Origin of the sequence: Bacillus sp. 2205SS5-2, from assembly GCF_037024155.1 — a bacterium.
GTDB lineage: Bacteria > Bacillota > Bacilli > Bacillales > Bacillaceae_K > Bacillus_CI.
This window is the reverse complement of the sequence record NZ_JAYKTS010000014.1, coordinates 74,636-100,866: the sequence shown is the minus strand read 5'-3', so window position 1 is coordinate 100,866 and position 26,231 is coordinate 74,636. Positions and strand designations below refer to the sequence as shown.

At 35.9% G+C, this 26,231-nt stretch carries 23 protein-coding genes and 1 pseudogene; 4 read left to right on the top strand and 20 right to left on the bottom strand.

What is annotated here, in order from left to right:
- The first annotated feature begins 129 nt into the window (after nt 1-129).
- Nucleotides 130-1,515, top strand: coding sequence for a beta-propeller fold lactonase family protein (locus tag U8D43_RS11230; RefSeq protein ID WP_335871271.1), 1,386 nt, complete (start codon nt 130-132; stop codon nt 1,513-1,515).
- A 911-nt stretch (nt 1,516-2,426) separates the two neighbouring features.
- On the opposite strand, the gene U8D43_RS11225 is transcribed toward U8D43_RS11230, so the two are convergent.
- The 11 genes from U8D43_RS11225 to U8D43_RS11175 form a co-directional block, all read right to left on the bottom strand.
- Nucleotides 2,427-2,921, bottom strand: coding sequence for a hypothetical protein (locus tag U8D43_RS11225; protein ID WP_335871270.1), 495 nt, complete (start codon nt 2,919-2,921; stop codon nt 2,427-2,429).
- A gap of 410 nt (nt 2,922-3,331) precedes the next feature.
- Nucleotides 3,332-3,793 carry a hypothetical protein gene (locus tag U8D43_RS11220; protein WP_335871269.1) on the bottom strand — a complete coding sequence of 154 codons (462 nt, stop codon included), beginning with the start codon at nt 3,791-3,793 and terminating at the stop codon, nt 3,332-3,334.
- A gap of 144 nt (nt 3,794-3,937) precedes the next feature.
- Nucleotides 3,938-4,138 carry a hypothetical protein gene (locus U8D43_RS11215; protein ID WP_335871268.1) on the bottom strand — a complete coding sequence of 67 codons (201 nt, stop codon included), beginning with the start codon at nt 4,136-4,138 and terminating at the stop codon, nt 3,938-3,940.
- Entirely contained in the window at nt 4,128-4,484 is a 357-nt protein-coding gene (locus U8D43_RS11210) for a DUF4062 domain-containing protein (RefSeq protein WP_335871267.1), read from the bottom strand. Before U8D43_RS11210 ends, U8D43_RS11215 begins: the two co-directional genes overlap by 11 nt.
- A gap of 367 nt (nt 4,485-4,851) precedes the next feature.
- Entirely contained in the window at nt 4,852-5,190 is a 339-nt protein-coding gene (locus tag U8D43_RS11205) for a hypothetical protein (protein WP_335871266.1), read from the bottom strand.
- Nucleotide 5,191: 1 nt separating this feature from the next.
- A complete protein-coding gene (locus U8D43_RS11200; protein WP_335871265.1) occupies nt 5,192-5,695 on the bottom strand; it encodes a ClbS/DfsB family four-helix bundle protein in 504 nt (167 codons plus the stop codon).
- A 188-nt stretch (nt 5,696-5,883) separates the two neighbouring features.
- Entirely contained in the window at nt 5,884-6,474 is a 591-nt protein-coding gene (locus U8D43_RS11195; protein ID WP_335871264.1) for a GIY-YIG nuclease family protein, read from the bottom strand.
- Between the two features lie 117 nt (nt 6,475-6,591).
- Entirely contained in the window at nt 6,592-7,578 is a 987-nt protein-coding gene (locus tag U8D43_RS11190; RefSeq protein WP_335871263.1) for an HNH endonuclease domain-containing protein, read from the bottom strand.
- Between the two features lie 482 nt (nt 7,579-8,060).
- Nucleotides 8,061-8,501: a hypothetical protein gene (locus U8D43_RS11185; RefSeq protein WP_335871262.1), complete on the bottom strand. Its 441-nt coding sequence runs from the start codon at nt 8,499-8,501 to the stop codon at nt 8,061-8,063.
- Nucleotides 8,476-9,732: a replicative DNA helicase gene (locus U8D43_RS11180; protein WP_335871261.1), complete on the bottom strand. Its 1,257-nt coding sequence runs from the start codon at nt 9,730-9,732 to the stop codon at nt 8,476-8,478. The genes U8D43_RS11185 and U8D43_RS11180 overlap by 26 nt, the downstream gene beginning before the upstream one ends.
- Entirely contained in the window at nt 9,723-10,649 is a 927-nt protein-coding gene (locus tag U8D43_RS11175; protein WP_335871260.1) for a DnaD domain-containing protein, read from the bottom strand. Before U8D43_RS11175 ends, U8D43_RS11180 begins: the two co-directional genes overlap by 10 nt.
- A 241-nt stretch (nt 10,650-10,890) precedes the next feature.
- Here U8D43_RS11175 and U8D43_RS11170 point away from each other — a divergent pair, with 241 nt between their 5' ends.
- Entirely contained in the window at nt 10,891-11,151 is a 261-nt protein-coding gene (locus U8D43_RS11170; protein WP_335871259.1) for a hypothetical protein, read from the top strand.
- A 1,450-nt stretch (nt 11,152-12,601) separates the two neighbouring features.
- Here the strand turns inward: U8D43_RS11170 and U8D43_RS11165 are convergent.
- Nucleotides 12,602-13,276: pseudogene (locus U8D43_RS11165) on the bottom strand (transposase); the annotation flags it as partial.
- An 814-nt stretch (nt 13,277-14,090) separates the two neighbouring features.
- Complete coding sequence (locus U8D43_RS11160; RefSeq protein ID WP_335871258.1) at nt 14,091-14,225, bottom strand: hypothetical protein; 135 nt, start codon at nt 14,223-14,225, stop codon at nt 14,091-14,093.
- A gap of 156 nt (nt 14,226-14,381) precedes the next feature.
- On the opposite strand from U8D43_RS11160, the gene U8D43_RS11155 reads away from it, so the two are divergent.
- Both U8D43_RS11155 and U8D43_RS11150 read left to right on the top strand, forming a co-directional pair.
- Nucleotides 14,382-15,635 (top strand): helix-turn-helix domain-containing protein, encoded by a 1,254-nt coding sequence (locus U8D43_RS11155; protein ID WP_335871257.1) that lies wholly within the window; start codon nt 14,382-14,384, stop codon nt 15,633-15,635.
- 500 nt (nt 15,636-16,135) lie between these two features.
- A complete protein-coding gene (locus tag U8D43_RS11150; protein ID WP_335871256.1) occupies nt 16,136-16,828 on the top strand; it encodes a 4'-phosphopantetheinyl transferase family protein in 693 nt (230 codons plus the stop codon).
- Nucleotides 16,829-16,959: 131 nt separating this feature from the next.
- Here U8D43_RS11150 and U8D43_RS20990 read toward each other — a convergent pair whose 3' ends face one another.
- From U8D43_RS20990 to U8D43_RS11120, 7 genes are all read right to left on the bottom strand, one after another.
- Nucleotides 16,960-17,100, bottom strand: coding sequence for a transposase (locus U8D43_RS20990; protein ID WP_442893596.1), 141 nt, complete (start codon nt 17,098-17,100; stop codon nt 16,960-16,962).
- A 108-nt stretch (nt 17,101-17,208) separates the two neighbouring features.
- Entirely contained in the window at nt 17,209-17,862 is a 654-nt protein-coding gene (locus U8D43_RS11145) for an IS630 family transposase (RefSeq protein ID WP_335871255.1), read from the bottom strand.
- Between the two features lie 170 nt (nt 17,863-18,032).
- Nucleotides 18,033-19,316 carry an MFS transporter gene (locus U8D43_RS11140; protein WP_335871254.1) on the bottom strand — a complete coding sequence of 428 codons (1,284 nt, stop codon included), beginning with the start codon at nt 19,314-19,316 and terminating at the stop codon, nt 18,033-18,035.
- Between the two features lie 440 nt (nt 19,317-19,756).
- Complete coding sequence (locus tag U8D43_RS11135; protein WP_335871253.1) at nt 19,757-20,968, bottom strand: MupA/Atu3671 family FMN-dependent luciferase-like monooxygenase; 1,212 nt, start codon at nt 20,966-20,968, stop codon at nt 19,757-19,759.
- Between the two features lie 13 nt (nt 20,969-20,981).
- Nucleotides 20,982-21,500 carry a sterol desaturase family protein gene (locus U8D43_RS11130; protein ID WP_335871252.1) on the bottom strand — a complete coding sequence of 173 codons (519 nt, stop codon included), beginning with the start codon at nt 21,498-21,500 and terminating at the stop codon, nt 20,982-20,984.
- A gap of 53 nt (nt 21,501-21,553) precedes the next feature.
- Complete coding sequence (locus U8D43_RS11125) at nt 21,554-25,567, bottom strand: non-ribosomal peptide synthetase (protein WP_335871251.1); 4,014 nt, start codon at nt 25,565-25,567, stop codon at nt 21,554-21,556.
- Nucleotides 25,568-25,721: 154 nt separating this feature from the next.
- The gene (locus tag U8D43_RS11120; RefSeq protein WP_335871250.1) at nt 25,722-26,231 is read right to left on the bottom strand and encodes a GNAT family N-acetyltransferase; all 510 of its coding nucleotides are present in this window, start codon (nt 26,229-26,231) and stop codon (nt 25,722-25,724) included.

The following is a 26,231-nucleotide window of genomic DNA, read 5'->3' as shown; positions in this document are numbered from 1 at the left end:
ACATACATTTATGAAGGTTCAACTAGCATTCAGTTCATACACCTAACACATTGTTGATTAAACTCCCATAGCATATATTGATTATTTTTATATTTAATCATTTATAAATTAAGAAAGGAGTTTAATTTGATGTCTAATTATTGTAGAAAAAAAACTTGGAATGGTCCCAACATTACCTTTGAAGTGTCTACTGAAATTGATTGTCAAGGGAATGTGACGGGCTGTGTCACCTCGGATGGAGAATGTCCTGTTTCTGGGGTGGAAGTTTTCTTTTCCAGCTCTATTCCTGATCGCATTAGTTTTAATCCGAATCCAGCAACCACAGATGAAAATGGACAATTTTCTTCCATGGTAACCGTTCAATTACTCACTAGTTCGACTGTCGCAACATTTTTAGCAAGTACGACGGTTGATAATACCCCTATTTCTGACACGGAGTTTACGACTGTAGGGTGTCAGGTTCCTGCAGAAACCGTTTATGTTACGAACTTACTTTCAAATAATGTTACAGCTATTAATGGGCAAACAAATACCGTTATTAAGACGTTATCCGTTCAGTCGTCACCTGCACGAGTCATTGTGACACCTGATGGAAAATTTGCTTTTGTAGCTAATGTAACTGCAGGGTCTGTTTCAGTCATTCGTGTATCAGATAATACACTGGTCGGTGATCCAATTCCTACAGGGGCACGTCCTGTGAATTTAGTTTCATCACCTGATAGTCAATTTGTGTATGTCTATAATGCAACTGCTAAAACCGTTTCTGTAATCGAAGTGAGTGATACGCCGAGTGTTATCAAAAATATAGATGTTGGTGAGGGAACAGGGGGGCCAATTCCATTTAAAAATATTGTCATAACTCCCAATGGACAGTTTGTTTATGTAGCGAATACACTAGACAGTACGATTTCCATTATTCGAACTTCTGATAATCTAGTAATCAAAACCATAGCTGTACAAAATGTCCCTTTGTCTATTGTGAGCTCACCCGATAGTAAGAGAGTGTATGTTGTCATTTCGAACGGAACACTTACTGTGATCGATACGGAGAGTCAGACTGTGATTTTGGACATTACGAGTGTTATTTCTTCTCAAAATTTAGCCATTACACCCAATGGTGAATTTATCTATGTGATTGGTTCCACTCAATTCGTTGGAGTCATAAGGACTTCGGATAATACCAAAATAGCGGAATTCCAACTATCTAAAGCGAACTTCGCACTAGATATCGTCGCCTCTCCAAACTCAGACTTCGTATATATAATAGCCAATCAAAATTTTGTAGCCTTTGGAAGTTATAATGTTATAAATGTAAGTACCAACACAGTTATGAAACAAACACAACTAGGTGTTAACCCACAACAAATGGCTATTAACACGGATGGAAGTAGGTTGTATGTATCAAATGGTGATCCTGATAATGTTGAAGTCATCCAAACCTCAGATAATGAAGTGATCGCAAATATATTTGCCACTGGAAATGGAGCACAAGGTATTGCTGTAACTCCTCAATAATAAAAAATGTGCGCAAGTTTTAGACGACTGAAAACATCTTAAGAGACCCCCGCCTTGGAGGATTTACTTCGTTAGAAATTTCGTTTCTATTTCTCCGATCAAACGAACTCATTCGATTCTTCTGTAATTAGTCTCCTGAATTATTCATAGAGATGGTTACAATTAACCTCGAAACCAGTAGTGATAGATCATTCAAGAGGAAATATTGATCACCCATTAGGTGAAAGTCTAAAAACATGAAAAAAGCCCCATTTTTGGTAATGTAATAGGTACCTAAGCCAAAACAAAACCAAAGAGGGGCTCTTCTATGACTAGGTTAAATGAACAATCCTTAGATTTCAACGGAAGAATAGTGCAACGGAGGGGCAGGTACCTCGTTCCGTTTAAAAGAAAAAATGGTACTGTGAACCAGTCCCTTCGCCTACATTTCTCATCTTAAATTATATGCTAAATCAATGAATGGCCTAATTTGTTCAAAATCATCTACCCACTCTAACCTAATATATGTCTCATGTGGATATCTTTCATCGTCATAATGCTGGCGATCAAATTGTCTTTCCAAAATATGATCTATTTTTTTTTTGATTACTAAGACCTAATTTTTGGCCCTTTTTACCTATGTGAAGAATAAAATGTCTTTGCCTTTGGATAGACAGGGTCGCAAATTTTGGTTTTCCTATACGTTTATAACCAATTCCATCTCTTGTCCCTGCATCTTCAATATCAGTGAAATCAGCTTCCTTCCATATGTAACTATGTATTTTTCTTGCTACCTTCTGAGCAGTGACTTTTTCAAATTGCAAAAAGAAATAATCAATAGTCTTTGCTCCACCTATGCAGTTGATTACACAGAACTCCTCAAACTGATCTAATAAAAAGCAAGTTAATACATCATTGGTTTCTTCAAAATTCTAAATTTGTTCTCTAAAGAAATTTCTTATCTCTTTCCATGTTAAAATGATATTTTCATTCACTTTTTGATTAATAGCAAATCTTTGTTTATGCCCTTCAAGTTGATTTATTTCTAAATATGAACCTATCCCTATCTTAGTTTCTATTAATATTGATACCGTTTCAGTAAGAATTGCACCATCAGGAATGTAATACTTCTTTTCTTGCTGACTATTTATCAATTTATTAGTTTCGGCAATTCCAATTACTACAGCTTGTTGAGTATATCGATGGAGTTCATTTGAAACTTGATACATATATTCATAAGTGTCCCTAACATTTCCATTTAGGCCTAACCAATCAATAAACTTGGCTGTTAGATTTGAAGATGAATTTTGCAATACATTTAAAAATGCCTTTGTAGTGTTATTCTCAACTTGTAGTAGTTTTGTTTCTTCTGAACCTTTTCTTGTTTGTCCACGATAATAATGAAAAATATTTTTATAAATCGACATATAGCCACCCCTTTTTCCAAGTCTCACAAAACCCTTTGCCATTCCAAAACAGGTGCAACGGAGGGACAGTTAACCTGTCCCTTTTGTCCACTAACTCACTATTCAACAAGAACAGTGGATTAAGAAAACGATTCCAGCGGGACAGTCAACTTGTTACGTCATCTCAAGCGTAAAGGGACTATTGGGCTTCATTGAAAAAAGCACAGCAAACAGCAGTGCTTTTTATTCTATAGTCTACTTAGGAATCTATTTTTTTCGTTTGTTATTTTTACCAAAAGCTTCTTTCAGCCGTTTATTCGTTTCGTCAAACCCCTTACCATTTGCCTCGACATACTATTCATCAACTTTTACTTTACCGGTGGCAACATGAATAATTTTTTCATCTTCATTACGAATCGCATGTGTACTCATTACTTTATCCCTCCAAGTGATTTGATGGCAAAATTTCGAAATAGTGCTGGTTCAGTCTCAATTATATTACGCATGATGTCTTCTTTAAAGAATTGTACGTTCTCTTCAGTCCAAAATGAATCGACAGGATAATGAAAACAAATAACATAATTTCCGGTTTTAATTCCAAGATAGAATTGTCTTTTCTCTTCATTATAAAATAATTCAGGGTTTTCACTCATAAATGCTTTTACTACATAGGGAGTCCAGTCGCCTAAGCTATATACAAAATTATTTTCGCTCGCCATTCCTGATACAGCAATTAATCGGAGCTGTTCGTCATCCATTTTATATAATGTGGTACCTGAGCAAGATTCATATTCACCAAGTACTTTTTCAAAAATTGTCCCAGGTTTTGAATAGATCGTACCTTTCTTTAGAAACCGTTGCAAACATTCTAGGATTATGTATTTCTCCGTCACTAAGATAATCCATTATTTTAGAAGTGAATTCTGCATGTTTGCGATAAGTTGGCCCCTCTGAAATTTGTTCATCGATTTCATCTTTCAACCCAAGATATTTGCTACCTTGACGAAATAAGTCACTAAAATACCTTTTAATAATAATTATTGTATCGACACCAAAGGTAAATTGTTCAAGGTAATGCCCTTTTTATAAATATCAAATAAAAATCCCCATACATATGAGTCAATGCTATCTGATATCTCTGGATGTTTGTTCCAAGCTTCTTCAGCTATATCTTTATAGGTATCAGGCTCCCCACCTTGGTGGTTCTTTTTATGTTCTTCAACCATTTCAGCAATCATTAACCTCAGAGTACCAGAACAATCGATAAATATCCTTTTGGACAAACAAGATAATGAGCTTATTGTTTTGATGGGCCGATTGAAATTCACAATGTGTAACGGTTGATTTAAGTGATTCAATATAATTACCAGCTTTACCCGAAACAAATAATAAAAAGACATCGCTTTTCACTACATGAGATAGACAATTTCCAACCAATTCTTGTGGGGGCCAAGGTCCGAAGTCTTTCTCATACATTTGAGGATAGTGTTCCATGTTTAGTAATGCTGTATGCACTTGCTCTCTAAGAATTTTTAGGTTAGGATCAGCTGCAGAACTTATAAAAACTTTTACAGTTTCAGCCATTTAAACACCTCTTTAAAGTTAAGTGCACTAAATAATTCGACACCACCCCGAAATATCCTTTTAATACCAATCATATTTTTTCAATCCAACAAGTTTCAATTCGTGACGTAGTTGCTATACGGCAGTCAAGTTCATACCCCATAAACCCTCCCCCATTCAATAACCCCAACCACCACCGGAAAATGATCTAACTCCTTCCTCATCCCCCGAAACGAGATGAACCGATTTCTCTTTACCATTTCAAAATCAAGCGGATATTCGTGACAATTCTTCTCTATTTGTACTCCAAAACCGAACCCGTTATGATCAAACTCCTTTTTTAAGAATAGAATGACCTCTATGTCAACAAAGTCTCACTGTTATCCAATTAATGTTTCTGACTGTCTTCTATTGTTGAGAAAATTCTTGAATACATTTCTTTAAAATTTTCAACGCTTTCTTTGTCATTATATAATCCATAATACCAATGGGTATCCTTTGCACCATCTGAAGAGAGGAAGCCTATTGCGTAGTGATTACTAATCTCTTTTAAATCTAAGTCATCTTCATAGATTAAATCTTTATCAATGAAAGGGCGATAAGACGTTGTAGCCTCAATAAAGAAAAATGGAAGATTAGAATTTAAATATACATCTGCATATCGACTTTCAGAGTACCAGAGGGACTGTCCCCCTGGTAAAAAGGGTTTGGTATCAACTATTGCCATTTTACAATTGATTCTTTTTCCACTTTCTTATTTTTGTTCTGAATGATTTAAATGGTGCAACAGAATTGATGTGAATAAATCTTATAGCAGGCCATTTCGGGTTACTTCCTGTCCATTTTAAAGTGCCTTGAGTATATAATTCTTCGGTAGTAAGGGTATCAATCCAAGACTGGAATTGTTGCTCTACTTTTTTGAATTCTTGACGAAGATCAGTTAACGAAAAATGCGAATAGTCGTTATAAAACGATTGATAGAGCGCACCTAATTGGTTCCATTTGTATTCAGAAGATGGGGTTACCACTTCTTTTCCAGCGCGCTCATCCCTGTCCCAGCTCATGACGAGATTTAGCCACCCGAGTTGGTAAGCAATTATTTCACCTGGTGTCCGGTCTACATCCTTATCATATGTATCTCTAAGATCATCAGATATATCATTAAACTCCCCATCTAATAACAAATAACGTTTATGAATCTCTTCTTTTAAAAGGTGCTTGGACTCGTACATGGGACCACTTCCTATCCGATTTTAACTATAGTTTACACTATTTTGATCAATCATTTTTACAGACGAACGGAATTTTTTAAATGGGAAACTTTATTTAAAAACAACAGAAAATGAATAGGAATAGTGCCTTTCACTTATCGCTTCAAAAATCAAACACAGAATTCATTGCTTCCTCTCCTACTCATCAATTACTCTATCGTTTTCTTCTGCTCGTACCATCCATCACCACCAGGGGCTAAGTTATAAAAAGATGGATCGTCCACCGCATGAAAGGTGTCAATATACATTTTTTCAAGCTCATTGAGTTGCACTGCTGAATAGGCGTAAGCAATGATCTCTCTCTCAAAGTTTTCTTCCCCTTGTTCTTCAATCGCTTCCTTTAAACGAACACCACTTCCTAGGTATGTATCATCATTCCTTGAATGCTTCCCAACATATTTCATGCCATTTAAGAGATTGGTAGTAAGATAAATAAATCCAAACTTATTGTCAAGATCAATCTCCCATTTTTCTGAGAGTTTTTGTTTCTTTCCAAGATTGGATTCTTTGATTTCTTTCCATTTCCCATTCGCTTGTAAAACTTCTTTACAGAAATGAAACATATTGTTATGGGTTCTAGCCTTGTTTTTACCATGGTGACGATTTGTATGTTCTACGCTTGAAATCAGTGCGTGCTTTCCTTCATGGGGATTTTGAATCGTGATGCGTATTTCATTTTCCGTCCACTGAAAGAAATTCAGTTTAAGACCACTCAATGTTTTCTCTGATTTTTTCGGCATATTACCCTCCTCTTTTTGTCTATATTCATTAAAGCTTTTACTCTATCGGATTCTGCTATCTCTCTCCATTAAATCCAAATCAATAATCTCAATATCAGATACAATTTTTTGAGCCCTCTACGGAATCCATATCTCATCAAACCCATTCTTAACAGAGTATTCATAAAGCAAAATGATTTTCTTTTCGTTATAATTCTGCATCAGTCCTTCAAGTTCACCTTCAGCACCGGGGACAGAAAACGCTTCATTCCGCTCCATGATTGTATCCAAAAACCCTCGTTCAGGTAACTTATCACTCTTTGAACGATTGCACTTGTGACAAGATAACACGAGGTTCCAAATCTGATCTGATTGAACAAAAGACCACGGTATGAAGTGATCGACATGCGTTTCTCTCTTTTGTCCGCTTAACGGCTTATGACAATAGAAGCAACGTGCTTCAAAGTGGGAGAGTAGGATTTTTTCAAAAGGTTTAAGGGTAGACCGTTTGGCAATGCTCTCTACTTTACCAAGAAGGTAGTTAATGCTTGGTACTTCATTCAGCTCTTCAATCATGGCGGACATATGGTAATTGGTTAGACTAATGATCAGGCGCTGGTAGTTTAGCATAAAGGTATGAACGGAGGGATTAAATCGTACCCTTTCTGTTTGATGATCAAAGGCATAAAATTTCCCTCCTGTATCCCCATATAGTGCACCAAAAACATTGACCTTCATTGTTGTTTTCACTTTACTGACTAGTTTTACTTGTACGGAGTCAGTCAGTTTGTCAAAAACCATTTCAGAAGGAATACCGTATTTACTCTGCCCCTCTTGAATAATGGACACGACTCTCGCATTATTTCCACGATTATGTTGAGTCAACTGGTTATGGATGATTAAATTCCAATACACTTTCGTAAAGGTGTACGCTAGTTGATTATAGCTAACTTCAAATTGTTCATTTATTTGATACAGGTTTTCTATCAGTGCTTTGATTAGTGCATACTTATATGTGGACGATTTAACTGACTTACTCGACAGGACGAAAGTGAAGATTCGCCAAATCTCTTCATCTGTTAAATATTCTTCTTTCAGCTCTCCTACCTTTAATTTATGGCTCATCCCTTACTCCTTACCTCAACCAAGAAAATTTCCTCTCCAAAGCTGCTTCTCTTGTCGGCTTTTAGACTGCGAACATCTTCAACTTGTTCCATCGTTGTTCAACGAACCATAGAAAAATCGTGAACAAATCACCTCAAACCAACCAGCATTCCCGATGCCACTTCCCTTGTTTTGGCATCACAATATACCTGCAATTTTTCAAAACTATTATTTTCCAATTAGATTATGTATTCTTGTTCAGAAAGGATTTTAGTTTAAAATTTCTTTCCAGCTGCTTCAATAATTTCTGGAATTCCATCCTTTAAGAGTTTTTGGATATCTGCATGGAGGATTCTCCTATGTTTTTTTAAAAAAGTTGTTTTCTTCCTTATACTATCATTATATAAAAATATAAAAAAGAACCTTATCGTTTAGTTGATAAGGTTCTTCGTACGGGGTTTGCTAAAAATCAACGCCACGTTTCCATTTTACTACGGTAGGGGTCAGGCACCATAAACCCTCCCCCTTTCATAAACCCCAACCATCACCGGAAAACAATCAAACTCCTTCTTCATCTCCCGAAAAGAAACCACTCGATTCCCTTTTACCATTTCAAAATCAAGCGGATACTCATGACAGTTGATCGGTGTTGTCTTCAATGTTTCCCTAAAATGCTTCCTAGCCTCCCCTTTGAACTTGGCATAGATAAAAGCAAATGTGTTTTTCTTTTGCTTGAGGGAAAAAATCCGAACTTGGCTAAAACCCAGAAGATTGTTCTCAATCATATTGTCCAGTTGTTCCGAGTTTGCTAACGATAGATCTAACATAGATTCATCATCTTCTAATGAGACTTTGCCCTCTTGTAGAAGATGCAGAATGCAGTGGGCCAATGTTACGTGTTCATATTCAATACTGGATTCATATAATTCGCGAATCGAGGACATCTTTGACCTCTCCTGTATGTTCGTTATAGCGGGTTGGTACAGTTCCCACTGGACCATTTCGATTTTTTGCAATGATCATTTCTAAAATTTCGCTGTTAGACGCTTTGTCGTAATATTTCTCTCGATACAAAAAGATGATGATGTCAGCGTCCTGTTCGACGCTTCCCGATTCGCGAATATCCGACATAAGGGGTCTTTTATCTGCTCGTTTTTCAACAGAGCGACTGAGCTGTGCGAGACAAATAACGGGACAGTTGAATTCTTTCGCTAGTGCTTTTAAGTTTTTGGATATCTCGGTTACTTGGAGATGGAGGTTCCCACCGAAGGAATCTGTCGAACGTATTAAGGTGAGGTAATCGATGAAGATAACAGGCTTTTTTTGTTGTTGGTGAATCAATCTTCTTGTTTTCGCTCTCATCGCTGAAATCGTTTGACCTGCTTCATCGAAGATCACGATATTTGTTGTGGATATGAGACCTAACACCGTTGGCCATTCCTGTTTCTGTTTATCCGATAAACCATTGGCTAGATTCCTCAAGCGAATTCGGTTAAAGCTTCCGGTTGAAGCAATCAATCGGTTTGTGATACTCCGTGCCGCCATTTCGAGGGAAAAGATTATCGGCATATTACCTTGCCAGCCCGCTTGTTTTGCCAAATGAATGAGTACATCTGTTTTTCCCATGGACGGTCGGGCAGCGATGATGGTTACCTCTCCGTCCTGCCACCCATTGGTGTATTGATTTAATTTGATGATTCCTGTGGTAACACTCTTTTCTTCGGTCTCATCTTGCCAGGGGGCTTCAAAAATTTTGGTTATTTCAGTTTGAATCGACGAGTAATCTTCTAGTTTTGATTGGTTAATGGCATCTAGCGACGAAACGACTTGATCAATCTCCCAATCTTCCTCTTTCGCTCTTGTTAAGATGTTCCGCTTTTCACGTTCTTTCCATGCAGTTAACACGAGGACTTCAAAATCCTCGAACTTTTCCACATTTGCATAGGATTGGAGATCATTCAGATAGGTAATGCCGCCAATATTTTCAAGATTGGTCAAAGTGGATAAGGTGATGACATCAGTCGCCTTTCCATTTTGACTCAGCTCGTTCATTTTTTGAAAAATACTTCGATGTCGCATGTCTTCAAAATGATATGGTTGGAGCACGGTATCTTTCAACAAGTAATTGGCTTTTAAGATGCTACCGATGAATGCTTTTTCTGCCGTCAATCCCATCTCCCTCCTTCGCCCGCTGATAAATCAAATGTGAATTCATTCTCTCTAGGAACATCCCTGCCCACCGCGCCATTACTTTGACATGATTTCACCTGGAATTTTGAATTTTCATAGGTTTGTATGTGGGTCAGACGGGTTAACTTTTTGTCCGCCCATTCTCGAAGAAGATATTCTACAAATCCAAACGTTCGTCGATTCCGGTCATCCGCAATTTTGATGGCCTCCAAAACAATTTCGGGCTCTTGTACATCTTCTACCCATTTTTGGATGGATGCCAATTGCAAAGGGGATAGTCGACATAGGCAGGATTCAAACGTTTGAATGATTGTCGCAGTAGCAGAGGATTTGTTTACTAGTTGATCTTCTACTTCTACTTCTACTTCTACTTCTTCTTCCTCTTTTTCTTCCTCTTGCCCACGTATCGTGGACGTATCGTAAAAACCTTTATTTGACGCGGTTTCACTCTTTTTTGAACCTTGCTTTACGTTCCCTTCATGAGTCGTATACTTATCGTAGATATCTTTAATAGAACCATTCTCCATTTGCTCACTAACGTATGATATTAACGAGACATCTTTGACAGATTTCAGTTGAGATTCCACACAATCCAACATAGGTTTACCCCCTCTGTTCAAGTTGTATTTCCCCCAATTTTTTATGGCAATTTCTCTTGTTTCCGGATTATAAATCATATTTTGATGACGATTGATAAAACGTTCAAGTAGAGCGTTAATACTTTCTTGTGAATAGCCTGTATCATAGGCCATTTGTTTTTTCGTAATTTGATAGATGCCGATTTGACTTGTACTACTATTGGTCAACAAGTAAAGAAAAAAATATTTATCCTCTGGTGTCATCTCTTCCACCACTCTCGGGTCATTCCAAAATTCTGTTTGGACCTTTCTAAATAGAGCCATTGTTTTTCCTCCCTTAGACGATTGGGACGTGTTTTGTAAACTAGCTGAGAGATCGACGCATACACCTTCCCAAATCAGGTATCGTTCTCTTATTCGTTTATATAGAGAGAAAGAATTATTATGGACACCCTTATAAAACATTTTTCCATGGAGACTGTTCTTCAGGTATGTTCCCATTACCACCGCTGAATACAAATAACATTTATAGGGGAATATAGGGGGAAAAAGGAGTGTTCCGAGCATGACACAACATTTTATTATTGAAAAACGGACGAATTCAGCTGCCTCAATATCAATTGTTCTTGCCCTAATTGGATTTGTTTTTAGCTTAATTCCTCTTCTCGGTTGGCTTTTAGTCCCCGTGTGGATATTAGCAATTTTATTTGGAGTAGTTGGCCTATTTAAACAATACAAGCGAGGATTAGCAATTACAGGGATAGCAATTGGCTTTTTTACTTTTTTTATAAAATATCCTTCCTTCAAGCTCTTATTGGATAAATGAAAATGGAACTCACTAATGAATAGGAGTTCCATTTTCATTTGTTAGGGGGAAGCACTGTGCGTTCATGTCCCAAAACACATTTACTTTCTCCTGATGATGAAATTTATTGCATCCCGATTGCTTACATTACTTTTATAAATAGTACTTGTCACTTCTCGACTTTTGCCAATAAAAAAAGGGAAGTGACAAGCACCATGTTTTCACATGAACAAGACTTCATTCATCTATTTTGTTCAGAGCTTTCTACTGGCCTAAAAGGAGTTTGAGTCAGGTTTGTTTTCTCTGCCTTTTAAAAATTGCTGACAAGATGGCTGTCTCCTTGCCCCTAGAGTTGGATTTCTTACCAGTTCTAAATATTTCGACTAGTTCGATTTCTAGAACTAAATATTCGTGGTAAAATACTTTTAATCCAAATTTGTAATCCTCCAAATCAACATAGTAAAGGAGGATTTAGATGAACAATTTAATCTATTTTCTTATCGTGATCATAGCGATTGTGGCGATTGTAGCCATTCTCGTGCTAGTGCCTATCACGAATAGTATTTTTGGTTAGCTTTTCCTAATAGTTGCGTGAAAAAGATTAAGGAGGAGCTATCACTGATTACATATGTATGTGATGTGACATCCTTAAGAAAACTCTAAATATTTTATAAAAAATTAAATGCGGTTCTGTGTTTTGATCCTTTTCAAGCGGAGAAGGATGACACTGCAGTTATGATAACTGTCCAATTATATTTACTGGGATTACAAATGAGGATTTCATCAGAAATTGATGAAGTCCTCATTTGTGAAATAAATTTATAAAGAGATGCAAAGAGGACAAATTAGTTAATTTCGCCCCATATATGTTGCGAGAAAACCTGATTATGAAGGAACTATCACAGATTAAGTATGTATGTGAAAGGGATAATTTAAGGAAAACCCTTAATATTTAATATAACAATTAATTGCGGTTCTTTATATTTGATCCTTTTTTAAGTGGTGTCGAGAAATGTGCAGTGATAATACACTTTAGGTATGTTAACTGTCCAATTATAACGGCTGGGATTACAAATGGGTCCTTCATCATAAAATGATGAAGGACCTTTATTAGTAAAATAAATTTATAAAGAGATGCAAAGAGGACAGTGGAATTTTAAAACGGCGAGCGGTGTTCTTATCCTAAAAAACTGGTTCCACAAAATTCTATTGGTGTCCATGTAGACAGTTCTAAAATGGGATCTTCGGAGTTTTTGCTCAAGAGGAGTAGTTAAAATTAAGGTGCTATTTCCATATCATACCAGGATAATTATTCAACTTTATGCCAATTCACATTATTGAATACCTTTGCAAGTAAGCAGGAATTTTTATAGTTTTGTGAAAATATTCGACATTAAGCTCTAAATCCCCTTCTTTTTCCAGCATATTCTCTTTACCACCGCTGAATAAAGTCGGAAATGCAGACATCGGTATCCACAAGGGATTCTTTTAATACGTTTATTTTTTCTTTAATCTTTGGATATTTACTGATCGCATCATTCTTTTCGACGACCTCTACAAGCTTCTGGCAATATTCGATCTCATCTTCTAGTACATCCGTTTTTGATTTAGGTGGTAACTGTTCCTTTATCACTTGATAAATCGCTTTTCGAAGTAGTTTTGATTTTTCCATTAAACGCTCTTTTGGAGACTTTTGATTATAACGAGCCCTTGAGTGAGTAGCATCAACAATGACAGAATTACTTTTGATGATTTCCTTTTCCAGGACTATTTCAACCGTTTTATTTATAAGTAAATCTAATAGACCGATATCCTTTAATCGCAGTTTACGAAATTTAGTCAACGAACTAGGATCAATGACTTCCTCTTCAGGGGTCATGTCTAGAAAATATTTAAACGACAGATCATACTTGGATCGTTCTACAATATCCACATCGGATAAGTCATGGATGGATTTAAGAAATAAATATTTGAACATACGAATAGGGTGAACCGCAGCCCAACCATTGTCATGACAATAATTGTCCTTGAGTTCATAAAAATCAATAAGTTCATTAATTTTAGGAAGCATATTATCTTTCGGAACGATTAAGTCATAAAGCGCCATAAAAGGGCTCAAATTCATAGACTTGTGGTTTGGAATCATCTCTGTCACCTTCTTCATATTGATACTTCCAATATACAACAAAAAAGAATTCCTTTGATTTATCGCGGATTTTTTCTGTGGCCTCCACTTTGAAAAGGTGCTTTTTTTTGCAATTTCGGCGTATGTTGCCAAGCGAGCTTTAAGAGACAACAATGTCACCTTGTCTGCTTTGGAACTGTCTTTATTTAAGCCAGAGACATACAGGTTCTTGACCTTAACTCCACTCTTTGATAATAATGCCAAGAACTTTATCTTGAATCACTGAACTCTTCCAGCCCTAATTCTATGTTTAAACAAAAATTCAAAGGAGTTGTACGCTCAGTATAGGCTTAACTTTAAACAGAATAAGCCGAAGAACGAAATCGCTAATGCAACGGCTAAAAAACATTCAAAAAACACAATAAAAACATAATAAAACGAAAAAGGGATGCACTTTTTATAGTTTTGTTTAATCGCCAAACCAAACAATCCAAAAAAGAGAGGCATCCTTTTTCGTATGAACAGTACATCACGTATTTCTAGTAAAAAACATCCTCATTTCATGTTTGATGGCATACCTTCGATAATAGCTGTAAACTGTTGACCGTGCGACTCGTCTGCTCTTAAATATCTGATCTCATCTCTTCTTAAATTTATTAACTGGATTAGTACTGATTACTGACACTAAAGTAATTAGTTGTTATGTATTATTTCAGATATACTATAGCCATACTGATTAATCAATATGGCCATTTATAAGCTGTCTTCGATTGATAGTTATACTATATTGAATATTTTTTTCAAAAGAAATTATGAACCTAGTATAACTGCAATACTATATGATTTCAGTTTGGCGAGGCCATACTTCATCGGAGTAGTTTTGAGGAGTGTCATTTGTTTTTAACCCCTCTCCAAATAAAAATGTCCCTATCATTAAAATAGTCGTAAGTAGTAATAGTATTTTTTTCATATCTCTTCTCCTCTGGGTTATTGTCATATATATTAACATTTATTTTCAGGTCATAAAATGTTAATATATAATCACATTTATATAATACCTTGTATTTGGCTAGCAATCAATTACATTTTTTTAAATTTTTAAAATTTTTTGTAGGGTGTGATGATTATGAATACCGTAAGTTATAGATTAAAAGAACTAAGAAAAGAAGCTGGATTGACTCAAAGTGACTTAGCCGAAGGAATTGTGAACAGGAGTTATATTAGTCAGATAGAAAAAGGCAAAGTACAACCTTCCTATAAGTTACTACAAGCTATCTGCGAAAAGCTAAACTGTACCATAAATGATCTTATTGCAGAGTCTGAACTAGAAGGCATTACTAATTTGGAAGTTGACAGAGAGCTAAATTCAGTTGAAGAATACTTAGAAAAAAACGAATACCTTTTGGCAGAGGAAAAGCTAAAACATATTAATCCAGAATCCCATGAACTTAATAATTATCAATTAGGTGTTTTTAACTTTTGTTATGGAGAGGTTGTACACCAACTATATAATATAGCTGAAGCGGAAAATTATTTAAGAAAAAGTATAGAACATTTTTCTCATAAAAATTATCTGAAGGAGAAACTTAAATCTCAAAATCATTTAGCTGAACTTTTGATAAAACAAAATCGAATATTAGAGAGTTTCGATATTTTAGATCAGTCCTATGATGAGGTTGTGTTTAATAAAATAACCGGTATAGAGAAAATCTCTTTACTTATAAATTTAGGAATTGTTCACGGAAGACTTGGTGAATACTACTCTGCAATTAGGTTTTTAAAGGAAGCAAATGATTTAAACAAATCAACTGGCATGTTTTATAAAAGTGGAATAATACATATGGTACTTGGATTATGTAACCGCAGAATAAATAAAATTAATGATGCAAAAGTCACTTATGAAAAAGCTATCGGTTTTCTGAAAAGTGCGGAAGATTTTATAAACTTAGCAGGTACATATATAAACTTAGGTATTTTGTTAAGGCACACCGGAAACTTTAATAAATCCGAAACATACCTCTTCTTAGCAAAGGAAGTTTATACTGACTTAAATGATTCTACGGGGTTGGACAATGCTATTTATGAAATTTGTACTACAAAAACTTCTAAAGGGGAGTATCACGAAGCGGAAGAAATGGCTTTAAACTATCTAAAACAAGTGCCAAAGAACAGCCCTATTATTAGTAAGCTTTATCTCACTTTAGGACTAGGTAAGAAGAAACAAAAATTATACGAAGATGCTATTACTTATTTTAAGTTGGCTTTAGAAAAATCAGATGGTGTATTATCTTCAAAAATCATGGATTATATGGCTGAAACATACTATACACTCAAAGATTATCAGAACTCATCGTATTATTATTTCAGTACAAAACAATAATACAATCACATGTAGAAAAGACCTACTTAAATTACTCGAAGGTTTTTTCTGCATGTGTACAATTAACTAAAATGTGAATTATTATATAGAAGCTGAAAACAGTATTTAAAGATAGTGTTGCTAGAGTACTTCTAGTAAAGGCTTGCGTTTTTGTGGCAAGTCCCCCGTGGCTTTTAGGTTGGATTATACTCTCCAAAAAATTTGGAGGAGTTCTTTAAAGAATCCCTTTCTTTAAATTAGGCTCTTTTCGTTTACATTGTGGCTATTTCTTCTAATTTTTGATTAAATCGTCCATTTCACGTTGATTTCCATCAAATATAGATGAAATGATGCCAGAAACAAAGCTATATCACCGTTTATAGATTGGTTCGAAAAGCAACAAACTTTGCGAAAACAGCCTTAGATTAAAATTTTTCTAGATGGTTTTCATAAAAAAAGAAAAAGACATCCCTTTTGTGATAAGATGTCTGAACTAATCTCGATTCAAATAGGAGGAATCCATGTCAAATATTTACTCGGTCTATCTAAATAAAGACCTCCCTGATGACCATTTCGACCGTCTGTTATCTCTACTCACATTGGAAAAGCAGGAAAAAATTAAACGATTTGTTTTCCCTATGGATGCATTACGAAGTTTAGTAGCCGAGTTGCTATCACGTTATTTGGTTGGAATCAGGCTGCAACTTAATAATGACCAGATACATTTTGAAGTGAATAGTTATGGAAAACCATTTGTTAAAGGACCGACAGATTTCCATTTTAACGTCTCTCATGCTGGTACATGGGTTGTTTGTGCAATTGATACACAACCAATTGGAGTAGATGTTGAAAAAACGATACCAATCGATTTGAAATTAGCAGATCATTTTTTTTCAATAAAAGAGCAACATGATTTAAATGGGCTACCTCACCTAGAACAACAATCCTACTTCTTTGATCTTTGGTGCTTGAAAGAAAGTTATATTAAAATGGTAGGAAAAGGACTTTCAATTCCTTTAGATTCATTTACCTTCAGTTGCTTGAAGCAACAGATTTTTTTCTGTTCAGAATATGAGGACTCCGTTGTATATTCCAAAACGTATAACTTGACCCCTGAGTATAAAATGGCGGTTTGTCAAAGAAATGCCAATTTTACTGATAAAGTGCATAATATTCCTTTTCAAACGTTAGTTAATAAAATGTTAAGTTGCTAACCAAACTAAATTCCGAAAAAATATTTTTGTGTATCCTACTAGTTTTTCACTTCATTTGAGCAAGATTACTAATAAAGACCGTATATATAATGGTAATTAACTAAATAAATAAAACTAAATATTTTGGAGCTTTAAACAGCTTTTATGATCTCTTTTACGCTTTTATAAAACACATTATAAATCACGGATTTTTTCAACCATCCCCAAAGCCCTTCAATAAGATTTAGTTCTGGACTATAGGGTGGAAGAAAAAAATTGAAGTAGATTGGCATTTACTTTTAAAAAGGGTTAAATGAGTTTTGCATGATGAGTTCTTGTATTATCCAAGATCATAACTATTTTTTCATTTGGGTAGTTATTCATCACTTTTCTTAGGAAAGTCAATAAAAACTTACGTCATAGCGTTCTTCTTCCATTAAAAAGAGTTCTCCTATTTCATAATCAAGTGTACCGATTCGTTTAACACCGTGATGTTTTCCATAAGTAGGCATGATTTTCTGTTTTCCTTTAGGGAACCACGTGCAAGATAATACCTGATAGTCACGTATCATAGATTCATCTTCAAACAAAATTCGATCTATTTCGTTATTCATCATTTTTTTAACCCATTTAAATTCTCCCTTGAATAATTCTTGTTTTTCAGGATCTGCTATCGCTAATGTATTCGTTGGTCTAGAGTAGCTGAGTCCTAACCGATGCAATACTTTTCCAAATCCACGATCGGTAGAGTCAACATGAAATGTGCTCTTTATCCAATCACGGATCAGAAAAGAGGTCCAGTTCATTTCAGAAGGGAATCCAACATTAGCTGGTACCTTCTCGGCGATCACCTTATAGAGTTTTTGTTCTTGTTCTTCTGTCAGTTGACACGGGCGACCCGGAGATTGACCAGGAACTAAACCTTCTAGCTCTTTCGTTTTATAAGCACGAACATAATTGTATACAGTCTGGACCGCACACACTGAAAACTCCGCGATTTCGACATAACTACGCCCCTTCAAATGCATCAATATGGCTTGATAGCGTTTGAACATTCGTAGATCTCTTAAACCATGCATCTCAGCTTTTATTTCTTGAATCTTTTCGTTTCTGTTTTTTTTGGTTGTTTTTCATCCACAGTCCTCCTTCCAGTAAGTATCATTTGTTACCTACAGAGATTGGACAAATGTCCTTAAAAACCATTAATTCTATATATATATTGTAATTATTTAACTAAAATTTCCATTTTTCCATCAGTAACTTTTCTGACTGGAGATAATAAAACCCACAAGAAAGAAAACATCCCGCCACTTACAGCCACAACTATAGTAGGATATAACCCTATCCAAGTACCAAGCAGTCCGCCTGTAAAGGCTCCGAGTGGAATACTTCCCCATACAAGCGTACGCATAGTGGCATTCATACGTCCCAGTACATTCTTTTCAGTTATCATTTGACGAAAACTAACTTGGGCAACATTATAAATAGTCATAGAAAAAGTTACGATAAATAATGCTATGCACATCATTATGAATGCAAAAGTTTCACTTCCCACTGCTCCTAAAAAGAATAAACCTCCTAGACCTTGGAAAAAAGAAGAACTTACTATGACTGCACCAAAACCAAATCTTGTGACAATTCGGTTACTTATAAAAGCACTAATTACTGCACCCATAGAACTTAGAGTCATTAACAGTCCTACAAGCGCAGGGCTAAGACCAATCTCTTTTGTGGCATACAAAATTAAAATAGCCAAAAGGATATTAAGAAAGAAGTTTGTCGACGCAGAACAGCCTGCGATTGCAGAAAGGTAACGATTCTTGAATACAAAACCAAGGCCTTCTCCAATTTCTCTCCAAACATTAGAATTCGACTTTTCATTTTTTATTATTTTGGGCTCATCAACTTTTACAAAAAGTAGCATTATACCAGAAATTACAGAAGAAGCTGCATTTAGGATGATAGCAAACGCTCCGGTAAGCAATTGCACCAGCATCCCTGCTAAGCCAGGACCTGAAGACTCAGAGATAGATCTGCTTAATTCCAACTTTGAATTTCCGTCTGTCAATTGGTCCTTTTCTAAAATATAAGGGACGAAAGATTGATAGCAAATAGCATAAAATGTGGTACAGATTCCCGTAAGAAATGCAACAATCCATAAAGAAAGCATATTTAATGATCCTAAGACAAAAAGAATCGGAATAATGAGCAGAATAGCCGCTCGAGAAAAATCCATAGTAATCATAAGTAAACGCTTTGGTAAATAATCCACCCAAACTCCAGCAAACAAGCCAAACAAAAGGAAAGGAGCAAACTCAACAGTCCGTAATACCCCCATCTCAAAAGGGGTTGCATTTAATGAAATTGCAGCAATTAACGGTAATGCCATGACTGTAATTTGTGAGCCAAATGAGGACAAGGTCTGTCCTAACCAAAATAACATGAAATTACTATTTCTCCATAAGCTTTTCTTCTGCTTTACTACTTCACTTCCAAGTTCATGTTCCACTTCAAGTGTTTTAATATAATCACCTTCTATATTGTATTGATATACCTATTTCCTTTAATGAGTATTCAGTTTACTAGAATGATGTTTAACAAGAACGCTTTGCAATGCTAAGAGTAAACGTGATGCAGAATACACTTTAGCTGGTATTGTAGAGCTCGACGATGTTTTTATAGTGCGCGTTTTAAATGCAGAAAGCGAAGTCGTTGGTCGAACTTGCCATTGACTTGATTAAAAACATCTCCAATTTTTTCGGACTAGTTTTTCTTACAATTTGATCGAAGAAATTCAAAGGAGAATAATTTAGCCGATTTGTAAGATTATGTGCATCATTAAAGACAACTACTTAATCTGAGCTAGTGGATATTTATTACTCCTTTTAGAAAAAATTGTTATAATTTTCAAACACTTGAGATTAAAATCATAATTTAAGAAACGACCCTCTAAACAAGCTGTTTTTGGTGTTGGGGAGTAAACCACTCATTTAATTCTTTTAAACCTTCCAAGCCCTCGATAATTTGGTCATTTTCAAGACCATAATCTAGAAGACATGCAATCTCGTCTACCCCATACTGATGTAGACGTTCAACCATTGCTGCACATTTTTGCTTAGAGCCCATTAAAGAACTCATTTGAAAATATTTCTCAAATGCAAATTTTATAAGTGATTCTCGGCTAGTGTGCAACATGCTACCCACTTTTTCGTCTCTATTCGGGTTCATAGTATCGTATTGATCTAGAAAAGTGTCCAAGTAATCCCGCAACGGCTCCCTAACTAAATCTTTAACCTCATTGTCCTCATTCCCTACGTAAGTATGTAACATAACAGCTACTGTACCCTCCTCAGGATCATGCCCATTCTCTTCTCGTTTTTCACGGTAAAGTTTGATACGCTCTTTTAATCCATCAGCTGGATGGTTAGAAAGAGAGCATAATATATTGAACCCCATCTCTCCAGCCTTCTCCCAAGTCGCGGGATTACCAGAGGCTGTAAGGAAAAGAGGTAACTCAGGTTGGATTGGTCTCGGCAACATACTAATATCAATCTCTTTTCCAGTTATGTCTGGGTATTTTACTGCCTCTCCACGCCAGAGCTGGCGAATTTGTTCTAGATTTTTAAACATTAGTTCCTTTCGATTGTCATAATTCTCAGGATTTAAAACAAAATCAGCTGGATGCCAGCCAGTAGCAACTGAAATTGCTGCGCGCCCACCAGAAAGGTTATCAACTACCGACCACTCCTCAGCGACTCGTAAAGGATTATGTAAGGGTAATACAACACTCCCTGCTCGTAGTTGAATGTTTGTAGTCACTGTAGCCAAAGCTGCAGCAAGTACCGACGGGTTGGGATAAAGTCCTCCAATTGCCTGGAAGTGTCGCTCCGGTGTCCATACTGCTTTCAATCCATTTTGATCTGCGAACTTCGCGCTTTCTAATAACAAACGATACTTATCTGTTTTGTTTGAAGAACCCTCACCTGAGAAGAAAATTAAGGAGAAATCCATCCCCTTTTTTTTAAGGCTTTCCGAAATTTTTGGCTTGTCCATATTTTCTGCATTATGATTGGTAGCTTTTTCTTTTTGCTTAAGTCGCTTTTCTAGTATTCTACGTTGCTCTTGATTTAAATCAGCCAATCTATTTTTTAACTCACTCATTAAATTTCCTCCCCTAGACAGTATGCTTACGCGCTAACTTTTTTTGTCTTCTCATTTCCATCATACGTTCATCATTTGTACGGAATAAAAAATCCCACAATGTAATGTAAAAAGAATAATTACATTGATAATATTTATGGTGTTTCATGTGAAATACCCCTATAGGAATGATGTTCGTAATCTTTGATGTAATATTTGGATTGTGATCTAGAACATTACGTGACAGAAAGATTTCATAGAAATAATGAAATACAAACAGAATGACTCCAAAAACTGGATCAACAAAAAATAAAACAATAATTGGTAGGGTGAAAGTAATCCATACGTCTAGAGTTTCTTTCCACCCGCCAAACCAGAAGAAATAATCATGCCAAGGTGGCCATTTTGATTCATCATAATCATACCGATGGTGAGCTAAATGAATTTTATTTAGAAAATTTTTTTTGTGTGGTATATGAGCAATCACATGTATAGTGTAGGACCATAATGTCCATAAGAGAAAGTAAATAAAAAGCTTTAAAATAAAAATCATTTCAACACTCCCTTTAATTAATTGAGAAAGAAATAAGCAAAAACGGACTAATATTATTCAACAGATGAGTAATGGTTATTTACAATATTACCAAGCTTAGGGTGATGTACAATTGAGAAATGATCAGCAATCATTTGATGCAAGGAAATATTAGTGACCAATTCAGTCCAAAGCCCTTCTTCTTCAGGAGAATCTTCTGCACGGAACAATAGAACATTTGGAATTTCTAATTTATGTCGTTGTGAAGGTTTATATTGATGGAATGCCCGTGCTGTACTTTTATAAACGTCAAATAAACGACGTATATATTCAGTAGATGTTCCAAGTGGAACTAATCCAAATGCTTCAAGTTCTTTGTACAATGATGAATGGTTCATGTCTATCCAAGACGAGATCACTGAATCAGAAATTATTTTTCCTGAAAGTGCAGATAATTGTCTAATGAAATTGTAGAAAATTGATTCATCAGTTGTATTTATACTCTTAGACAAATAACTATCAATAATAACCAACTGAATAACTTCATGACCAGCTTCTTTGAGCTTGTTCGTTATTTCATAAGCAATGAATCCCCCCATAGACCATCCACCTAAACGATAAGGGCCTACTGGCTGTACTTCCAGAATTTCTTTAATATACTGATCTGCCATCTCTTCTACTGTGTATATTGTGGAATTCTCATTAACAAATCCATGACCTTGAAAAGCATAGAAAGGTTGATCTTCTCCAAGCTGACGTGCAAGTGTGAAATAACAACTTACTGTTCCTCCGACTGGGTGAATGAAAAAGAGTGGAGTTTTCTTCCCTTTTTGTTGGATTTTCACGATGCATTTTTCTGAATCCAGCTTAGTACTTTTTGATGCCTCAAGTAACTTCATACGTTCAATTTCTGCTACCCATTCTGCTAAAACTGGATATTCAAATAACATTTTTAGAGGAACGATGCACCCAAGCTTACTTTCAGCCTGATATACAACTTGAGTCGCTAACAAAGAGTTCCCCCCTACTTCAAAGAAGTTATCCATTATTCCGAGGTTAGGATAATCTAGCAAATCCGTCCAAATTGACACAGCAATTTCCTCAGTTGGGGTTCGAGGAGCAATGTATTCTTTAGATTTAATGACGTGCAACTCCGGTTTCGGAAGTGCTGCTTCATCCACTTTACCATTTACTGTCAACGGAATCTCTTCCATCAAAACATAATGTGAAGGCACCATGTAATCTGGTAATCTACTTTTTAAGAAGATTCTTAGTTCATCAAGTCTAATTTCAGGATCGTTTACAACAATATATCCTGCCAACTGTGTGTTTCCATTTGCTTGTTTAAATGGAACTACAATTGATTGAGAAACCTTACTGTACTGCTCTATTGCAGCCTCAACTTCACCAACTTCTATTCGATATCCTCTAATCTTCACCTGATCGTCTGAGCGTCCCAAAAACTCTACTGTCCCGTCAGGAAGAAAACGGGCTTGGTCACCAGTTTTATATAACTTATCATTTGAATTCTCAGAGAAAGGGTTTTCTACAAAGAGCTCCTTAGTCAGTTCTGGACGGCCCCAATATCCTTTAGCTACGCCTTTACCACCAATATATAGCTCTCCATAAACACCGATAGGAACGGCTGTTTGATTGTTATCTAAAATGTAAATTTCTACGTTATTTAATGGTGTTCCTATAGGAATAACATTCTGTGGCTCCCATTCAACATCTGGTTCAAACATGGTAGCAGTTATTGTCGTTTCCGTCAGTCCATAGTCATTAATCCATCTCACCTTGCCCTTTGTAACATCCTTCCATGTTAAAAACGTTTCAATGGAGACCTTCTCTCCACCCACTATTACTAATTTTAAGCTAGGAGGTAAAAGGGTAAGCTCATTTTCTAAATCCGCTACAAGGCTTGTCCAGTAGGCAGTCGTCATATTTAGTACTGAGATTCTTTCTTGACCAATCCACTTTAAAAACTCTCTACCTCCAGAGATATATTTATCTCTCCAAAGAACTAAAGTAGCACCCGCTAATAGAGTAGGAAATATTTCTTGCACAGCAACATCAAAACTAATTGAAGTGAACTGTAGCACACGCTCTTGATTGTTAAGTTTAAATCGGTCAATAATATTGAAGCAATGGTTAACTACTCCTTTGTGTGATACCATGACTCCTTTAGGTTTTCCAGTGGAACCAGAAGTATAAATAACGTAAATTAGATCTTCAGAGTCAACCTTTAATTGGCTTGATTCACGTGATTCCTTTGCGATTAAATCCCACTCTTCATTTATAGAAATAATCCAACATTGTTCATTATCTAAACCCTTTCCTTCTGAATCTAGAGTGAGTAGGATCTCAACTTCAGAATTATTAACCATATATGCCTTGCGTTCTTGAGGATATGACGGATCTATTGGCACATAAGCATTGCCTGCTTTTAATATCCCTAATAGTCCAACCACCATTTCTAATGAACGTTCCATGCTAATTCCCACTAACTTATGGGGAGCTAATCCTTTATTAATTAAATAATTGGCTAGTTGATTAGAACGCTCATCCAACTCTCGATAAGTATATTGTTCATTTAGAAACCTTACGGCAACCGCATCAGGTGTACTAGCAGCTTTTTGAGAAAAAAGTGCATGAACACTTGTGTCTGGTAACTGTTTAATTTTATTTCTGCCGCTCCACTTCTCTAAAAGTTGTTGCTCTTCTGTTTCGGACAAAAGCCGTATTTCTGATATCGGTTGTTGTGGATTTTCTATGCACGACTGTAACAAGCTCAAAAAATGCTTTAACAAACGCTGAATGGTGTCAGAGTTGAATAAATCAGTATTAAAATCCATAGAGCATACTAATTCGTCATTCTGTTCTGTTATGGTAAAACTCAATTCCAAAGCACTTGCCTTCTTTTGAAGATTATGTGTCTTCATAACTAAACCCTGAAAAGGTTGATTTTCTTTATCTTGGGCCGTAAGGTACGTTAGCATAGTTTGAAAGAAAGGATTATGGCTCATGTTCCGCTCTGTTTGTAACTCTTCGATCAGTTTTTCATAAGGAATTTCTTTATGTGCAAATGCACCAAAAGCAACTTTACGAGTCCGCTTTAGCACTTCTGCAAATGTAGGATTTCCCTCTAGGTTGTTCCTCAATACAAGGGTGTTAGCCAACAAACCAATTAAGTTTTCCAACTCAGGACGATTGCGACTAGAGATTGAAGTCCCTATACATAAATCATCTTGGCCGGTGTATCTAGATAGTAATGTTTGATAAGCTGCCAACATCGTAATGAACATCGTTACGCCATTCTTACGACTCAATTCCTTTAAATCTGTCGTAATTTCAGCAGGAATTGTCATTCGCATTCGTTCTCCGTTGTGCGTCATAACAACGGGCCTAGGACGATCCAAAGGCATTCGAAGAACTGGTAGCTCTCCGTTTAGCTTTTCCTTCCAATATTTCAATTGTTTCTGGTACACTTTCCCCTTCATACTCTTCTGTTGCCAATTTGCATAATCGACATATTGAATAGGAAGTGGAGGGATTTCCCCCTTGTCTCCTTGGATATAGGAATTATAAAAGAATCCAAGTTCTTGGATAAGCTTCTCTAACGATACAAAGTCGGCAATAATATGATGAATCTTAAAAACAAGAAAACTATCTTCTTCATTCATTTCATAAATTGATAAACTTATGAGTGGACCTGTCTTCAAGGAAAACGGCTTTTCAATTTCTTCCTCCAATAGATCAATAGCTACAGCCTCACGGTCTTCAACCTTAGTCTCCCTCAAGTCTATTTTCTGAATTGGAATCCATAGTTTATCAAGAATTATCTGCTCTGGCTCATTTCCTTTTGATTGAAAAACCGTGCGTAGTGTGTCATGACGTTTAACAATTTCATTTAAGCTTTTTTCTAAAGTCTTACTTTGTAGTTCTCCACTTATTCTATAAGCCAGATTAATATTGAATTGAATACTCTCACTTTCCATCTGACTTAAAAACCAAAGCCTGTATTGTTCCACAGTAAGAGGAATTGATTTTTTGCGAGAAATACGCTCCAAGGGTACAGTTTGATTCATTGCTTCCATCCTTTCTTCTTCAGTTGAAGTCTCACTTTTCAGAATTTTTTATTTGAAAGAGACCTGCTATCCAAGAGCTATATTATTTACTATGCACTCAATAATTGAGAGCAGTCCTCCAATTATAATAACCAACGGAATGGATAAATAATTTTTAGATTTCTTTATAATAAATTACAGTAGCTTCTAACTCCCCATCAGCAGATTTAGCATAGTTGGGGATTTTTCCAACTTCAGAATATCCAAGAGATTTATATAATTTGTTGGATGGGTCACCTAGTCTAGTATCGAGAACTAATAGAGTTATACCCTCCAACTTAGCCCGCCTGTGCAAGACACTCATTAGCTCTCTTCCAACCCCTTTTCTACGGTGGCTAGTATTGACCATTAGCTTCGCTACCTCAGCTCTATGGGTAGCGTTTGCCTTTTTCATGGTATGTAATTGAACCGCTCCACACATCTCATTATTTGTTCTAGCAGTCCACAAAACAACACCAGGGGCCAACACATTTTTCCAGTATTTTTTTGCCTCTTCTCTACTTATCGGTGGCATAAAGCCGACCGAAGCACCTTCATCAACAACCTGAATTAATAAATCAGTTAAATCATCTAGATCTTTATCATCGATTGAAGTTACTTCTTTTATTTGCAGTTGGTCAACCAA

Bases quoted from the DNA above. Each gene is read 5' to 3' on its own strand.
- U8D43_RS11230 (WP_335871271.1), top strand. From the start codon at position 130: ATGTCTAATTATTGTAGAAAAAAAACTTGGAATGGTCCCAACATTACC.
- U8D43_RS11225 (WP_335871270.1), bottom strand. From the start codon at position 2,921: ATGTCGATTTATAAAAATATTTTTCATTATTATCGTGGACAAACAAGA.
- U8D43_RS11215 (WP_335871268.1), bottom strand. From the start codon at position 4,138: ATGATTGCTGAAATGGTTGAAGAACATAAAAAGAACCACCAAGGTGGG.
- U8D43_RS11210 (WP_335871267.1), bottom strand. From the start codon at position 4,484: ATGGCTGAAACTGTAAAAGTTTTTATAAGTTCTGCAGCTGATCCTAAC.
- U8D43_RS11205 (WP_335871266.1), bottom strand. From the start codon at position 5,190: ATGGCAATAGTTGATACCAAACCCTTTTTACCAGGGGGACAGTCCCTC.
- U8D43_RS11200 (WP_335871265.1), bottom strand. From the start codon at position 5,695: ATGTACGAGTCCAAGCACCTTTTAAAAGAAGAGATTCATAAACGTTAT.
- U8D43_RS11195 (WP_335871264.1), bottom strand. From the start codon at position 6,474: ATGCCGAAAAAATCAGAGAAAACATTGAGTGGTCTTAAACTGAATTTC.
- U8D43_RS11190 (WP_335871263.1), bottom strand. From the start codon at position 7,578: ATGAGCCATAAATTAAAGGTAGGAGAGCTGAAAGAAGAATATTTAACA.
- U8D43_RS11185 (WP_335871262.1), bottom strand. From the start codon at position 8,501: ATGTCCTCGATTCGCGAATTATATGAATCCAGTATTGAATATGAACAC.
- U8D43_RS11180 (WP_335871261.1), bottom strand. From the start codon at position 9,732: ATGGGATTGACGGCAGAAAAAGCATTCATCGGTAGCATCTTAAAAGCC.
- U8D43_RS11175 (WP_335871260.1), bottom strand. From the start codon at position 10,649: ATGGCTCTATTTAGAAAGGTCCAAACAGAATTTTGGAATGACCCGAGA.
- U8D43_RS11170 (WP_335871259.1), top strand. From the start codon at position 10,891: ATGACACAACATTTTATTATTGAAAAACGGACGAATTCAGCTGCCTCA.
- U8D43_RS11160 (WP_335871258.1), bottom strand. From the start codon at position 14,225: ATGAAAAAAATACTATTACTACTTACGACTATTTTAATGATAGGGACA.
- U8D43_RS11155 (WP_335871257.1), top strand. From the start codon at position 14,382: ATGAATACCGTAAGTTATAGATTAAAAGAACTAAGAAAAGAAGCTGGA.
- U8D43_RS11150 (WP_335871256.1), top strand. From the start codon at position 16,136: ATGTCAAATATTTACTCGGTCTATCTAAATAAAGACCTCCCTGATGAC.
- U8D43_RS20990 (WP_442893596.1), bottom strand. From the start codon at position 17,100: ATGCCAATCTACTTCAATTTTTTTCTTCCACCCTATAGTCCAGAACTA.
- U8D43_RS11145 (WP_335871255.1), bottom strand. From the start codon at position 17,862: ATGTTCAAACGCTATCAAGCCATATTGATGCATTTGAAGGGGCGTAGT.
- U8D43_RS11135 (WP_335871253.1), bottom strand. From the start codon at position 20,968: ATGAGTGAGTTAAAAAATAGATTGGCTGATTTAAATCAAGAGCAACGT.
- U8D43_RS11130 (WP_335871252.1), bottom strand. From the start codon at position 21,500: ATGATTTTTATTTTAAAGCTTTTTATTTACTTTCTCTTATGGACATTA.
- U8D43_RS11125 (WP_335871251.1), bottom strand. From the start codon at position 25,567: ATGAATCAAACTGTACCCTTGGAGCGTATTTCTCGCAAAAAATCAATT.